This is a genomic window from Acholeplasma laidlawii PG-8A (assembly GCF_000018785.1).
GTDB lineage: Bacteria > Bacillota_I > Bacilli_A > Acholeplasmatales > Acholeplasmataceae > Acholeplasma > Acholeplasma laidlawii.
The window spans coordinates 1,006,719-1,021,889 of sequence record NC_010163.1 but is presented as its reverse complement, the minus strand read 5'-3'; the positions used below and the strand labels follow the sequence as shown (position 1 = coordinate 1,021,889).

General features: G+C 32.8%; 17 protein-coding genes. 15 read left to right on the top strand and 2 right to left on the bottom strand.

Annotated features, from left to right (window positions below):
- Nucleotide 1: 1 nt before the first annotated feature.
- Together ACL_RS04940 and pepT are read right to left on the bottom strand one after the other, a co-directional pair.
- Nucleotides 2-997 carry an aldo/keto reductase gene (locus ACL_RS04940; RefSeq protein ID WP_012242940.1) on the bottom strand — a complete coding sequence of 332 codons (996 nt, stop codon included), beginning with the start codon at nucleotides 995-997 and terminating at the stop codon, nucleotides 2-4.
- A gap of 16 nt (nucleotides 998-1,013) precedes the next feature.
- Entirely contained in the window at nucleotides 1,014-2,228 is a 1,215-nt protein-coding gene (gene pepT, locus ACL_RS04935; RefSeq protein ID WP_012242939.1) for a peptidase T, read from the bottom strand.
- A 166-nt stretch (nucleotides 2,229-2,394) separates the two neighbouring features.
- Here pepT and ACL_RS04930 point away from each other — a divergent pair, with 166 nt between their 5' ends.
- From ACL_RS04930 to atpG, 15 genes are all read left to right on the top strand, one after another.
- A complete protein-coding gene (locus tag ACL_RS04930) occupies nucleotides 2,395-2,727 on the top strand; it encodes a hypothetical protein (RefSeq protein ID WP_012242938.1) in 333 nt (110 codons plus the stop codon).
- Between the two features lie 17 nt (nucleotides 2,728-2,744).
- Nucleotides 2,745-3,185, top strand: a complete 441-nt coding sequence (locus tag ACL_RS04925; protein WP_012242937.1) for a DUF2089 domain-containing protein — start codon at nucleotides 2,745-2,747, stop codon at nucleotides 3,183-3,185.
- Nucleotides 3,185-3,565, top strand: coding sequence for an SHOCT-like domain-containing protein (locus ACL_RS04920; RefSeq protein ID WP_012242936.1), 381 nt, complete (start codon nucleotides 3,185-3,187; stop codon nucleotides 3,563-3,565). Before ACL_RS04925 ends, ACL_RS04920 begins: the two co-directional genes overlap by 1 nt.
- Nucleotides 3,566-3,753: 188 nt before the next feature.
- Entirely contained in the window at nucleotides 3,754-5,517 is a 1,764-nt protein-coding gene (locus tag ACL_RS04915) for an ABC transporter ATP-binding protein (RefSeq protein ID WP_012242935.1), read from the top strand.
- Complete coding sequence (locus ACL_RS04910; protein ID WP_012242934.1) at nucleotides 5,510-7,306, top strand: ABC transporter ATP-binding protein; 1,797 nt, start codon at nucleotides 5,510-5,512, stop codon at nucleotides 7,304-7,306. Before ACL_RS04915 ends, ACL_RS04910 begins: the two co-directional genes overlap by 8 nt.
- The gene (locus ACL_RS04905) at nucleotides 7,299-8,684 is read left to right on the top strand and encodes a TldD/PmbA family protein (protein ID WP_012242933.1); all 1,386 of its coding nucleotides are present in this window, start codon (nucleotides 7,299-7,301) and stop codon (nucleotides 8,682-8,684) included. The genes ACL_RS04910 and ACL_RS04905 overlap by 8 nt, the downstream gene beginning before the upstream one ends.
- Entirely contained in the window at nucleotides 8,684-9,997 is a 1,314-nt protein-coding gene (locus tag ACL_RS04900) for a TldD/PmbA family protein (RefSeq protein WP_012242932.1), read from the top strand. The genes ACL_RS04905 and ACL_RS04900 overlap by 1 nt, the downstream gene beginning before the upstream one ends.
- Nucleotides 9,998-10,197: 200 nt before the next feature.
- Nucleotides 10,198-10,437, top strand: a complete 240-nt coding sequence (locus ACL_RS04895; RefSeq protein ID WP_012242931.1) for a hypothetical protein — start codon at nucleotides 10,198-10,200, stop codon at nucleotides 10,435-10,437.
- Nucleotides 10,412-10,789 carry a hypothetical protein gene (locus ACL_RS04890; RefSeq protein ID WP_041634135.1) on the top strand — a complete coding sequence of 126 codons (378 nt, stop codon included), beginning with the start codon at nucleotides 10,412-10,414 and terminating at the stop codon, nucleotides 10,787-10,789. The genes ACL_RS04895 and ACL_RS04890 overlap by 26 nt, the downstream gene beginning before the upstream one ends.
- A complete protein-coding gene (locus ACL_RS04885; protein ID WP_012242929.1) occupies nucleotides 10,786-11,487 on the top strand; it encodes a F0F1 ATP synthase subunit A in 702 nt (233 codons plus the stop codon). Before ACL_RS04890 ends, ACL_RS04885 begins: the two co-directional genes overlap by 4 nt.
- Nucleotide 11,488: 1 nt before the next feature.
- Complete coding sequence (atpE, locus tag ACL_RS04880; protein ID WP_012242928.1) at nucleotides 11,489-11,749, top strand: ATP synthase F0 subunit C; 261 nt, start codon at nucleotides 11,489-11,491, stop codon at nucleotides 11,747-11,749.
- A gap of 11 nt (nucleotides 11,750-11,760) precedes the next feature.
- Nucleotides 11,761-12,288 carry a F0F1 ATP synthase subunit B family protein gene (locus ACL_RS04875; RefSeq protein ID WP_012242927.1) on the top strand — a complete coding sequence of 176 codons (528 nt, stop codon included), beginning with the start codon at nucleotides 11,761-11,763 and terminating at the stop codon, nucleotides 12,286-12,288.
- A complete protein-coding gene (atpH, locus tag ACL_RS04870) occupies nucleotides 12,285-12,800 on the top strand; it encodes an ATP synthase F1 subunit delta (RefSeq protein WP_012242926.1) in 516 nt (171 codons plus the stop codon). Before ACL_RS04875 ends, atpH begins: the two co-directional genes overlap by 4 nt.
- 14 nt (nucleotides 12,801-12,814) lie before the next feature.
- On the top strand, nucleotides 12,815-14,320 hold the full coding sequence (gene atpA, locus ACL_RS04865; RefSeq protein WP_012242925.1) for a F0F1 ATP synthase subunit alpha: 1,506 nt from the start codon (nucleotides 12,815-12,817) through the stop codon (nucleotides 14,318-14,320).
- Nucleotides 14,320-15,168 (top strand): ATP synthase F1 subunit gamma, encoded by an 849-nt coding sequence (gene atpG, locus ACL_RS04860; RefSeq protein ID WP_012242924.1) that lies wholly within the window; start codon nucleotides 14,320-14,322, stop codon nucleotides 15,166-15,168. The genes atpA and atpG overlap by 1 nt, the downstream gene beginning before the upstream one ends.
- Nucleotides 15,169-15,171 lie beyond the last annotated feature (3 nt).

Sequence of the window (15,171 nt, the reverse complement as noted above, 5' to 3'; positions counted from 1 at the left end):
ACTAACTATTTAAAATGTGATCGATTTGTAGTAATTCATCTTCTGTAAAATTCATATTATCTAATGCAGCTAGGTTCTCTTCTAGTTGTTTAGGTTTTGATGTAGAAATTAAAGTAGAAGTCATCTTTTCATCTCTTAAGGTCCAAACAAGTGCCATTTGTGCAATTGTTTGACCGCGTTTGGATGCGATCAAGTCCAGTTTTTTTAACTTTTCAACAACTTCAGGTGTGACATCTTTTTCTTTAAACCAAAGTGCGTCAGGGTTTTTGGCACGTGAATCACTTGGAATGCCTGTAATATACTTATTAGTGAGTAAACCTTGTGCGAGTGCTGAATAACAAATAACGCCACCACCTAGGTTTTTTTGAGTTTCTAATAAATTATCTTTTTCAATCCAGCGATTTAACATGGAATAGCTTGGCTGAGTAATGACATATGGAACATTGAGTTCATTAAGTATTTTATGCGCTGTTTTTAGTTGTTCTGCATTATAGTTTGATAAACCTACATATAATGCTTTACCGCTTAAAACAATATCCCTTAATGCAATCATTGTCTCTCTTAAAGATGTTTGACTATCATATCTATGATGGTAGAAGATATCAACATATGGGATACCTAATCTTTTTAGTGATTGATCAAGCGAAGACATTAAGTACTTTCTTGAACCGCCATCTTGATAAGGACCATCATGCATTCTAAATCCTGCTTTAGTAGAAATAATGATTTCATCTCTATAAGCTATAAGACCGTCGTTTAAAATGCGACCCATTACAGTCTCTGCATGTCCGGGAGGTGGACCATAATTATTCGCAAGATCAAAGTGTGTGATACCGTGATCAAATGCTTTTAAAATCATTGCTTTGGATGTATCATAATCATTATGCTCACCAAAGTTATACCACATACCAAAAGATAGCACAGGTAACACTAAACCACTGTTACCCAATCTACGATACTGCATCTTTTGATATCTATCTGGGTTTGCTACATACATAAAATAAAACCTCCTTTTATTTTTGTACTTCCTTTATGATATTAAACATAACTTCAACAGCTTTTTCCATTTGGTTAATACTTGCAAACTCTAAACGTCCATGGAAGTGATATGCACCTGTACCGAGGTTTGGACAAATAAGTCCACCATAAGTTAATCTAGCGCCATCTGTACCGCCACGAATTGCTTCAAATTTAGGCGTTAAGCCTGCAGCTTTGGTTGCATTGACTGCATAATCAATCACGTACATGTGATCTTTAATAATTTCATACATATTTAAGTAAGATTCTTTAATATGTAATACAACAGCTTCATAACCATACTTTTCATTCATATAGTTTTTAATCGCTTCAAAAGTTTTTTGTTGTTCTAAAAACTTAGCCATATGGTGATTTCTAATAATATAGTGTGCAGAAGCCTCTTCAACTTGACCAGTTACATTCGATAAGTGGTTAAAACCTTCATAACCTTCAGTAATTGCTGGATCTAGAAACTTAGGTAACATACTATGGAACTCCATTTGTAGGTGAAGTGCGTTAATCATTTTATTTTTAGCACTACCTGGGTGTATGGAGTTACCGATAAATTTAACGTCTGCACTTGCAGCGTTAAAGTTTTCGTATTCAATACCACCAACTTCGCTACCATCTAAAGTATATGCAAAATCAGCTTTGAACCATTCATAATCAAATCTATCAGCACCTTGTCCGATTTCTTCATCCGGTGTGAAACAAATATAGATGTCACCATGTTTGATAGACTTATCATCAGCGATTCTATGAAGTAGTTCCATAATTTCTGCAACACCTGCTTTATCATCGGCACCTAATAAAGTGTTACCGTCAGTGACAATAATATCTTCACCAATTACCTTTTTTAACGAAGGGTACTTATCTGGATGCATCTGAAATGTTTCGTTTAGTTTAATTAATGAACCATCATAGTTTTTAATAATTCTAGGATTTACATCTTTACCTGGTGCATCTGGAGAAGTATCCACGTGTGCGATAAAACCAATACTTGGCACCTTCTTATCGATATTAGAATCGATTTTGGCATAAACGTAGCCGTCTTTATCTAATCTTGCATCAAAACCCATTGATGATATTTCTTCAACTAACAACTTAGATAAATCAAGTTGTTTTAAAGTAGAAGGAAAAGTTGTAGAGTTTGGATCTGATTGTGTATCTATTTTTACATAACGTAAAAATCTTTCTTGTAATCTTTTCATATATATACCTCACTTATATATATTATACAAAAATAAACTGAAAATTTGAAAAAATTAACGTCGGAATTAATTTTTTTAATTTTTTAAATCAAAAGTGTTGACAAAGTTAATTATAAGCAATAAAATCAATGTGTAAATTAAAAATATTAAGGAAAGTATTGAAAAAATGAAACAAATTAAAACATTAAATAAAGTTTACCATCAAAAACTGAGTGTAGAAGAAGCTTATCAATTACTTTATAATGTAAAAGTTAAATTGAAGCAGACACACTTCATCAAAGTAAAGTTTCGTTTTAAAGATCACCCCATCTTCACAGGTATATTCTCTTTATTTACAATACTTCCAATACCTACAGGACTCATTAAGTTCTTCATCAAAAGAAAGAGCTTAGACAATGACTTTATAACAAACAAAGATTTAATCCAACTTATCACATCAAAGCACGTCTACATCGAAGTAGATTCAAAAGATGCTTATATAAAAATAAAAACACTTTAAGAAATGAGGAATAAAAAATGTCAAATAAACATAACGTTATAACAATCTGCCCTGTATGTAATAAAGATTTACATATTACGCATTTAGCGTGTGATCATTGTCACACGGAAATTAAGGGTGAATTTAGTTTTTCAAAGTTTAACTATATCCATAAAGAAACACTTTACTTTATAGAGGTATTTGTTAAAAACAGAGGTAACATCAAAGCGGTAGAAAAAGAGATGAATATTAGCTACCCTACAGTTAAAAAGTACTTAGATGAAGCAATCACATCACTTGGTTACAGTGTAGATGAAGATGATGATGAACCTGTAAGAGTTAAGGTTCAACCAGTTAAAATTGATGAAGTTTATATTAAAAATAAACAACAAGAAATCTTAAATAAAATTAAAACTGGTGAAATGAAAGTTGAAGAAGCAATTAAAATCATTAAAAAAGTTAAAGGAGAAACCGAATAATGGATAACTTAAAAGAAGAAAGACTTCAAATATTAGAATTACTAAAATCAGGTGTCATCACACCAGATGAGGCTGAAAAATTACTATCTGCACTCATGGATAAACCAGAACAAGAACTTATCACGGTACCAAATGAGAAGAAACAATCATTTAGAATGTTAAAGATCATAGTAGATACAGCTGATGGTGAAAAGGTTAGAATCAATATTCCAGTTGAGTTTGCAAAACTCTTAAAAAACGGTAAGTTTGGTAATGCAAAACTAGATGATTATGAAATCGATTTAGATTCTATTCTTATGATGGTCAATCAAGGTGTATTAGGTGAGATTCTAACTGTTGATACAGAAGACGGCGATAAGGTTAGAATTATTGTTGAGTAAGTCCATAAACTATCCGATAAAATAACATCGGATAGTTTATGTTTGTAACGCCTGATATAAGGAATCTTATAAAATAAGGCTAGTTATATATAAAAAAATTAAAACAGATAACTATTACTACAAAAACAAGGTTTAAAATCAAATAATTTCCACATTTTTGATAGAATAGTTAAGAGGTATAAAACAAGATGATATTATTAAAACATTTTAGACATTATTACATTAAATATGGATGGTCATTTCTATTGGGTATTTTATTACTCATTGGCCTAGATTACTTTCAACTAGAAATTCCTAGAATATTTAATCAAGTCATTACAGGTGTAGAAGAAGGTACGGTGACACAAGTAGGTGACATCTTAAACCTAATTTACTATCTCATTGGGATAGTAATATTTATGACTGTAGGACGTTATTTATGGCGTGTGCTACTATTTGGTAATGGTAGAAAAGTAGAAACAGATATTAGACTACATATGTTTGAACACGCAGCCAAGTTATCCCAAAACTTCTATTCTAATCAAAAAATAGGTGGTTTAATGAGTTACTTCATTAACGATCTTAATTCAGTTAAAGAATTATATGGTTTTGGACTCTTAATGCTTGTAGACGGTCTATTTTTAGGGGCAATGGTCTTAATTAGAATGTTTAGTTTAAACCTAGTGATGACCCTTTATGCAGGTATACCAATCCTACTTATGGGTGTCTTAGTATATTTCTTAAATAGAAAGATGCAAGCTAAGTTTAAATTACGCCAAGAATCATTTGAACAAATGAGTGACTTTACTCAAGAATCCTTTACAGGTATTCAAGTGATAAAAGCGTATGTCAGAGAAGCTAAAGAAGCAATAACTTTTGATCGAAAATCAAAAAAACTATATGATACAACGATGACCCATGTGAAGTACTCGATTGTTGTCAACATTATTATTGACGTCATGATTACTTTAGTGATTTTATCTGTTATCGTATATGGTTCAATTTTAATTGCACAAAATGAATTGAAATCAGGTGATTTAACGGAATATATTAGTTACTTCTTTACGTTGTTATGGCCAGTATTCGCGCTATCTTGGTTTATGATGGTCAACGGTCAAGCTCAAGCATCCGCTAAAAGAATTTATGGATTCTTAGAAACAAAACCAGATGTTGTTGATAAACCAGGAGTTTTAGAAGAAGTTAAACTTGATGGGCACATCAAAGTGGAAAATCTAAACTTTAATTATCCAGATAGCGATGAATACGTATTAAAAGATATGAACTTTGAGATTAAAGCTGGTGAAATGGTGGGTATTTTAGGTAAAACTGGTTCTGGTAAATCTACCTTAGTAGAATTACTACTTCACGTATATCAACCAAAACCAAACATGATTAGCTATAGTGGACATGATATGACCGATATCTCTATTAAGGCATTAAGAGATCATATTGGTTATGTACCACAAGATAACTTCTTATATTCAGACACGATTAGAAACAATATTGGTTTTTCATTTAAAGATCAAATTGATGAAGACTGGTTACATGAAGTATCCAAGCTATCTGATATCTATGAAAACGTGATGTCCTTTAAAGAACAATATGACACCATCTTAGGTGAACGTGGAACAACTGTATCAGGTGGTCAAAAACAACGTATTTCTATTGCTAGAGCACTCGCAAAAGATCCAACCATTTTAATCCTAGATGACTCTGTATCTGCAGTAGATACAAAAACTGAAGAAGCAATTATATCTAACTTAAGAAAAATTAGAAAAGGTCGAACAACTTTAATGATAGCTCACCGTATTTCAACCGTTAAAAATCTAGATAAGATTATATTAATTGAAGAAGGTCGTATTATTGGATTAGGTACACATAAAGAACTATTAAAAACAAATCCTACTTACCAAGAAATGGTGAAACTACAAACATTAGAAGCATTAGTGGAAGAAGGTGAACAACATGCGTGATTTTCAAGACAACCATGCCGCACATGCTGATAAAACATTAATTAAGCGATTATTAAAATACTTAAAACCGTATAGAGGTAAGTTCATTGGTGCATTCTTTATGATGTTTGTTACGATATTTACAAATCTTGTATTACCACTTGCAACCGGTTGGTCGATTGACTATATGACTAAAACAGATGTAACAAACGATCAAAAGATGCTAGCATTAGCAGTTGCTACACTTATAGGTTTAGTCATTTTAATGATTAGTGTTGTTGTTGGATTTTTCCAACAACGTATCTTACAAGAAATTGGCCAAGATGTGACGCACGTCATGCGAAAAGAAGTATTTGAACATATTGAAAATTTATCAATTGGTCAAATCAATTTATTACCAGTAGGTAAATTAGTTACTCGTGCAACAAATGACCCAGGTAACATTTCTGATATGTTTACAAACACGATTGTTAACCTATTAAGAAACGTTCTTATGATGATTGTGATTGCAGTTGTGCTATTAGTACTAAATTGGCAAATGGCACTCCTAACTTTCTTAACCTTACCACTTATCTTACTAGCAAGCTCCATTTTTAGGAAATACTCAAGAACAGCATATAGAAATGTGCGTACAAACATTTCAGAACTCAATGGCTATTTATCTGAAAACTTAAGTGGTATGAAAATCACTCAAATATTTAATCAAGAAGAAAAGAAGGTTCAAAACTTTAAGTTATTAAATGATAAGTTAATGAAAAGTTATTATAGAGAAATCAATACATTTGGTATTTATAGACCGATTATTTGGATGATTTCTATGATAGCTACTATCCTTACAGTATACTTTGGTGTAACAACCGTCATTGATGGTGCCTTAAGTGTCGGATTATTTATTTCATTTTACATTTATGTTGGACAGTTCTTCGAACCAATACAGCAAATATCTGAACAATTTAATGCACTTCAAAATGGTTTTAGTTCAGCAGAAAAAATATTTGACGTCTTAGATACAAAACCAGATATTATAGATGATGTGGACGCGATTGAACTAAAGAAATTTGATGGACAAATCGAATTTAAAAACGTTTGGTTTAGCTATATTGAAGGTGAATGGATCTTAAAAGATGTTTCCTTTAAAGTCAATCCAAATGAAACGGTAGCATTTGTTGGTGCCACAGGTAGTGGTAAAACAACAATTCTACAATTGATTGTTAGAAACTACGATATCCAAAAGGGACAAATCCTTATTGATGGGATTGATATTAAAACCATTAAGCGTTCATCCTTACGTAAATTTGTTGGTCAAATGCTACAAGATGTCTTCTTATTTAGTGGAACCATTAGAGATAACATCACACTTGGTGACCCTGATATTACAGATGAAGACATTAAACGTGCAAGTAATTATGTGGGTCTAGATTATATCTTAAACAAGCTACCTGAAGGTTTAGATCATGTGGTTAAAGAACGTGGTAACAACTTTAGTAGTGGTGAAAGACAATTAATTAGTTTTGCTAGAGCAGTTGTCTATAATCCGAGTCTGATGATTCTAGATGAGGCAACAGCAAACATTGACTCTGAAACAGAAACAATTATTCAAGAATCCTTAAATAAAATGATGAATATTTCTACAATGCTTATTGTTGCACATAGACTATCTACTATTCAACATAGTGATAGAATTATTGTTATGAGTAAAGGTGAAATTGTAGAATCAGGTAAACATCAAGAACTTTTAAAACAAAATGGGTTATACTATAACCTATATCAATTGCAATATGACAAAAAGGAAGGTGAAACACATGTTTAGTAAAAAAGAATTAGAAACATTATTAGGTTTGGGACTGGAAACAGGTGCAGATTTTTCTGAAATATTTTTAGAAGACACATATAGTGGTCGAATCACCGTAAACAATGGTGATGTAATTTCTGCCGGTGGCGGAAATACTTATGGCGTGGGTGTTCGTTTATTAAAGGGCATCGATGAAGTGTATGGTTACTCAAATGATACAAGTTATCAATCAATTGAAAAATTAATGTTAACTTTAAGAGGGTCATTTAATGATGCACCAAATAAGGTGAAACCATTAGGTGATAAATTACCTTATGTAAATAACATTAAAATTCCATTTAATTCAGTGACACCAGCTGAAAAATCAAAGAAATTAATTGAGTTATCTCATATCATTAAAGATCATGATGATAAAATTATTCAAGCTGGAGCATCACTGGTTGAATGGGAACAAAAAGTACTCATTGCTAATTCAAATGGTATTTATCAAGATGATGTAAGAACGTATACACGTGTTGTATTATCTGCAGTTGCTCAAGATGGTGAACTGATGCAAGATGCATATGAGGCACCAGGTAGAAACATGGGCTTTGAAATCTTTGATGAAATCGATTTGAAAGCACTAGCAAAAGATGTAGGACATTCAGTTATGACTTACCTTTATGCAGATAATATGGAACCACAAGAAATGCCTGTTGTCATTCACAATGGCTTTGGTGGCGTGATTTTCCATGAAGCTGTAGGGCATCCTCTTGAAACATCTGCAGTATCTAAAGGTTTATCACCGTTTGCAGGTAAACTTGGTCAAAAAGTAGCTAGTGAAGTGGTTACAGCATATGATGATGGTGATGAAGATGGTCAATGGGGCCGTACAACATTTGACGATGAAGGTAACAAAACACGTAAAAACTTACTGATTGAAAAAGGTGTTTTAAAAGGATACTTATCAGACTATAGAAGTGGTAAACGTATGAACTATGAATCTACCGGTTCTGGTAGACGCCAAAGTTATAAGTTTCCTCCGACAGCTAGAATGAATACAACCTATATTGAAAATGGTACTGAAGAATATGAAGATATCATTAAAGATACAAAATATGGTTTATTCGCTAAGAAGTTAGGTGGCGGTACAGTAAACCCTGCAACAGGTGAATATAACTTTGCTGTTATGGAAGGTTATATGATTGAAGATGGTAAATTAACAAAACCTGTAAGAGGTGCAATGTTAATTGGTCATGGTGCAGAAACAATTCAATTAATTGACCGTGTAGCAAACAATAAAACATATGGACAAGGTATGTGTGGTGCAGCATCAGGATCTATTCCTACTGATGTAGGTCAACCGACAATTCGTGTATCTAAAATGCTTGTCGGTGGTCAAGGAGGTAACAAATAATGTTTAAAAATTGGATTGAATTAGGATTAAAAAAAGGCTTTAGTGATGTAGAAATCTTTTCAACAAGATCAAAGAGTTTATCTATTGAAGTCTATCAAGGTAAAGTTGAAAATCTAACGACCTCTGATGTTGAAAAAGCTAAAATCCGTGCAGTATATGATGAGAAATTAGTAAGTTTTGTTTTAGAAGACTTATCAGATGAAGCAGTTGATAAAGCATTTGATTTACTTAAATTAAATGCAGAGGCTTTAACTGTTAAAGAACCTGCAATTATATTTGAGGGTTCACCAAGTTACCCTGTAGTTAAAGAAAACACATTTGATTTTGATAGTGTTCCGGTTAACGAAAAGATTGATTACTTAATCGCACTAGAAAAAAATGTATTAGCTAATGAATTTGTTAAACAAGTAGATACTACAAGTTACTCTGAAAGTTATGGTGAAACAACCATCATTAACTCTAAAGGACTAAACTTAACTAGAAAACATAATTTCTCTTATGCATATGCAGTAGGTATCTTTGAGAAAAATGGTGATATCAAAACAGGTTTTGATATTACACTGGCTAAGAAGTTTAGTGACTTTGATGCCGCAAAAGATGCTCAAAAGACTATTGATAATGGTCTATCTAAATTAGATGGTAAATCGATTAAAACTAAAAAGTATAACACCGTATTCTCGGCTAAAAGATTTGGTGATATGTTAGGCGTGTTCTCTGGGCTATTCTCAGGTGAGGCGGCTTACCGTAAAATGACACCACTTAAAGATAAAAAGGGTCAACAAATTGCAGTAGAAGGCTTTAATCTGTGGGATGATCCGTTAAATGAATTAGCACCATTCCAAAACTCATTCGATGATGAAGGCGTTGCATCAAATCCTAAAAAGATTATTGATAATGGTGTATTCACAGGCTTCTTACATTCATTAAAAACAGCTAAGTTATTTAATGAAACACCAACTGGTAACGCATTTGGTGGTGGCATTGGACCTGCTGGATTATACTTAGAACCTGGTAAAAAAGACTTTAATGAATTAATTAAAGACATTAAAGAAGGTTTCTATGTCACTGATCTTGTTGGATTACACGCAGGTGTGAACCATTCTAATGGAAGCTTTAGCTTACAAGCTGGCGGCGTATTTATTAAAGATGGTAAACTAGACCATGCAGTTAAAATGGTTGTCTTATCAGGAAACTGGTTTGATGTATTAAAGAATATTCAAGGTATTGGTTCAGACCTCACATTTGATGTTTCAGGCACTGGTTCTCCAACGGTACACGTTGGTGAGCTTATGGTCTCAGGTGAAGAAAAATAATCCCAGATACACAGATATACTTATAACGGTATATCTGTGTATTTCTTTTATGTTTAATGGCTTACTATAAGGCATTTAGTATCAATATAAAGATTAATAACATATTAGACAAATCATTTTAGATTAGGGCTGTTTTATGTTATAATTTAAATAAGAAATAACTATTTTTTATAAATAAGACTTAAACAAGTGGTGATAACATGAGAAGAGCAATTAAAGTTTATGTGTTAGTAACCCAGTTTATATTCAACATGATACTGGGGGGCATATTAGGTGCCATGCTTGGTAAATATCAAGATCCAGATGGTACTAGTGAAGCATTATATTCAGGTATCGGTTTAATTCTAGGCTTATTTGTTAGCATGTTATTGTTGTATCAATTTTTTAGGAATGAAAGGTTAACCAAGGTAGATAATGAAGAAAACGGACAAAGCGATTAATTTAAAAAAAACGTATGTTTATGCAGGCATGTTATTACTTATAGGTACAATTATTTATAGTACCTTATTTTTAGATCTACTCCTTTATTTCTTAATCGCGGGCGTGATTACTATTGGTAATTACTTTTTATTAGAGCGTATTGAACGTTATAAAGAGATCAATCAAATTACTGTATTTAGTACCTTATTTCTTAGATATATGATTTATGTAATTGTTGCATTTTTAGTTATTTGGCTAAATAAAGATAGTGCTAATCTAGAGTTTATAGGTATTAGTTTAGTCACTGGGTTTTCTATTATACAGATTGCTACAATCATCAATGCATTAACAAGTAAAAGTGGGGTGAGATGATGATAGAACAAGTGATTAGATATTTATTAACTATTCCCTACTACATATGGTCAAGTTTCATCATTGTTCTTGTTGTACTGATATGTTCACTAATTATCAGGCATAAAGTCAGCAAATTAAAGATTGGTGATAATCCAGGCAAAGTTATGACAGGTATAATTACATTTGTTCAGTTTATGAACAACTATGCTAAAAATAACATTGGTAAACACTGGAAGATGCTTGCACCGATTATACTAAGCCTTGCTATCTTTATATTTTTATCCAACATATCTGGACTATTCTTATTAGATACACCAACAAAATATGCAACGGTCACATTAGCATTTGCAATTGTAAGTGTTATAACAATACAGTCAGTTGGATTAAGATCAAAAGGACTCAAGCACTTTAAGACTTTAATGGGACCTATGTGGTGGTTTTCACCAGTCATGATTCCCTTAAATATATTAAGTGACTTAACCCCGTTAATCTCCATGACGATGCGACTATTTGGTAACATCGCATCCGGAGCAGCAGTACTTACACTAATATATGCGGTATCAGGACCAGCAACTGTGATTGCAGGACCAGTAGCACATGCGATATTCGATATAGGATTTGGAGTGATTCAAACCATCGTGTTTGTATTACTTACAACAGTATTTTCATCAAATAAAATAGAAGAAAGTGATTTAGAAATCAAAGGAGGCATATGACATGAATACATTCTTTCAAATAATGACACAAACTGAATTTTTTGCTACAGGTTTAGCATACTTAGGCGCTGGTATTTCCATTTTGGCTGCTGGTTTAGCAGGTATTGGACAAGGGCTGGCTGCTGCACGTGCGGTTGAGGCTGTAGGCCGCCAACCAGAGGCAAGTGGTAAAATTACAGTGACCATGATTTTAGGTCAAGCGATGGTAGAAACTTCTGGTATTTATGCATTAATTATTGCATTTATATTATCAAGTAAGTAAAAGGATAAATTATGGATATTTTCAAAGAAATATCTGATGCGATTCAAGAAGGATTAAATTCTATCTTCGAGCGATGGGATTTAGTCTTATGGCAAATAGCTGCAACTGTTATTCTAATTATTGTTGTACGTATCTTTCTATGGAAACCTATTACAAGATACTTAGAACAACGTCAAGAAGCGCTGTCTAAAGAACTTCATGAAGCAGCTCACGAACGTGAACGTGTCGCACAAATCAGATATGAACTACAAACTGAATATGAAGTTATGAGAAAAGAAGCTCGTCAAATGAAAGATACATTAATGAGTGAAGCGCAACTTGAAAAAGAGCGTATCATTAGTGATGCACGTAATGAAGCTAAAAGACGTATTCAACAAGTGGATAGAGATGTTCAGCAAGAATTACGCCTTCAAAGCGAAAAAATACGTGAAAACATTAAAAATATTGCATTTGATGTAGCAGAAAAGATTGTATCCCACCAAGTTACGGATGAAAACATCGATGAAGTTATCGATGAAATGCTTGATGAGAAATTATGACATCAACTATTTATTCTGATGCACTCTTTAAGCTTGCACTTAAAGAAGACGCTATCGAATCTATCATTGAACAGTTTGAGACGTTTGTATCACTCGCAAGAGATTACCCGGACTGGATCGTTTTATTAGACTCTCCAATGATTAGAAATAGAGTCAAAAATAAAATGTTAACAGAACTTGGCATATTTGATGCTTTATTCATGAATTTTTTAATGCTGCTTGTTCGTCATCATCAAGTGAGACTATACGAAGATATATACGAACAATGGATTGCTAAATCTAGACTAAACCAAAAAATCGCTTATGTACAATTATATTCAGCTAAGCCACTTAGCAAAAAAAGATTAAATCAATTAAAAGAAGAAATTCAAGACTACCTACCTGGTCTAGAAATCGAATTCAACCAACATATTGATCCAACATTAATAGAAGGTGTAAAGATGACATATCAAGGACGTAGTATTGAGCGCTCACTAAAGAAAGCTTTAGATGATATGCGCACAAATATCTAGGAAAGGATGATCACATGGCTAAAATTGATATTGACCAAATTGGTGCACTTATACAAAAACAAATTGAAGACTATAAAGCTGACGTCCGACTAGAAAGTATTGGTAAAGTTTTAAGCGTAGCAGATGGTATTGCAACCGTTTATGGTTTAAGCCAGGCTATTCTAGGGGAACTTGTTGAACTACCTCATGATGTTAAAGGACTCGTGTTTAACTTAGAACAGTTTCATGTAGGTATTATCTTATTTGGACGTACTGATCTCATTAAAGAAGGGGATAACGTTCGTGCCACTAAAAAGATATTTGAAGTACCAGTAGGTGAAGACCTACTTGGTAGAGTTGTAGATCCACTAGGCAATCCACTGGACCTTAAAGGTACTATTAATGCTGATGCATACTATCCGATTGAACGCCCTGCAAAAGACTTAATGCACCGTGGATTTATAAATGAACCACTTCATACAGGTATCAAAGTAATTGATGCACTTGTTCCAATTGGAAAAGGACAAAGAGAATTAATTATTGGGGATAGACAAACTGGAAAATCTACAATTGCCATAGATACAATTATTAATCAACGTGGTAAAAACGTTATTTGTGTGTATGTTGCTATCGGACAAAAAGACTCAACGATTGCCAATCTAGTCAAATTATTACAAATTAAAGATGCACTGGATTATACAGTGATTATCAATGCTGGGGCATCTAAAGAAGCAACATTACTTTACATTGCGCCATATACAGGTTCATCGATTGCTGAGTACTTTATGGAACAAGGTAAAGATGTATTAATTATTTATGATGATTTATCAAAACATGCTGTAGCATATAGAGAATTATCTTTATTAATGAAACGCCCAAGTGGACGTGAAGCATATCCTGGAGATATTTTCTATCTGCACTCAAGACTTTTAGAGCGTGCTGGGAAATTAAGTAAGGAACATGGTGGTGGTTCAATTACTGCATTACCAATTGTTGAGACACAAGCAGGAGATATAAGTGCCTACATTCCAACCAATATAATTAGTATTACAGATGGACAATTATACTTAGAACAAAAACTGTTCTACCAAGGGGTAAGACCTGCAATTAATGCAGGGTTATCCGTATCACGTGTAGGAGGTAGTGCTCAGTGGAAGGCGATGAAACAAGTTGCTGGAACCTTGCGTATCTCACTGGCTAACTTTAGAGAGTTAGAAAGTTTTGCACAATTTGGTTCAGACTTAGACCCAAGTTCTAAGCGTCGTTTAGACCGTGGACGTAAGACAGTTGAAATCTTAAAACAAGATGTTCATGAACTCATTGATATGCCAAGTCAAATTGTAACATTCTATGCACTAGAAAATGGCTTTATGGATGATTTAAACCTAAAACAAATCAGGTCTTTAATGGCTGAAATCGAACAAGGTTTATCTTTAAATGAAACTGGTAAAAAACTTAGAAAAGAACTTGTTGAACATAAGGCAATTAAAGATAAGGCATTAATGGAATTATTTATAGATCACGTAAGGAGATTTATCTAATGGCTAATTTGCAAGTCTTAAAATCTAGAATTGATTCTATTGAAAAGACAGCATCCATTACGAAAGCAATGTATCAAATTGCATCTTCTAAATTAATGTCAGCACAAAATGCTTATGAGCAATACTATAAATTTAAAAATGCATTTGATGAAGTCTTAAATGATGTATTAAATGTTGAAGAAAATACTTATTTTCTAGAAACAAAACAAAGATCAGATAAGAAATTATTTATTTTGATTTCAGGAGACCGTGGTTTGGTAGGGGGCTATCATCAACAACTTTTCAAGCAATTTTTAGAACATATTAAAGATATGGATAGAGCAAATGTATATGTTATCACAATTGGTAGACGTGCACACGCTTTTAGTAGTAAACAAGGACTTCAACGAATTAATGAAGAAGTTATTTTAAACCATGATGCGATTGACGAATCTATCTTAGTGGATTATATGGATCATCTTGTTGACCTTTATACATCAAACCACTATGGTGAAATCTCTGTATTTTCAAATAAGTTTATAAATAGTATGTCTCAAGTACCAGAAAATGAGATATTATTACCGATTAAAGTCAAAGCTGTTAAAAAGAAAAAAGCACATGATCCATACTTTTATGAAGGATCTAAAGTAAATACAATTAATGATTTAATAATGATTTATATACAAAGCAGAATTTATGGCTTAATAGTTGATGCTAAGTTAAGTGAATACGCATCTAGAATTATGGCTATGAAAAATGCAACCGATAATGCAACTGAAGCATTGCAAAAACTAAACTTGAAATATCATCAAGCAAGACAACACAAGATTACAAATGAACTCTTAGATATTTCAAATTCTAAACTATAAGGA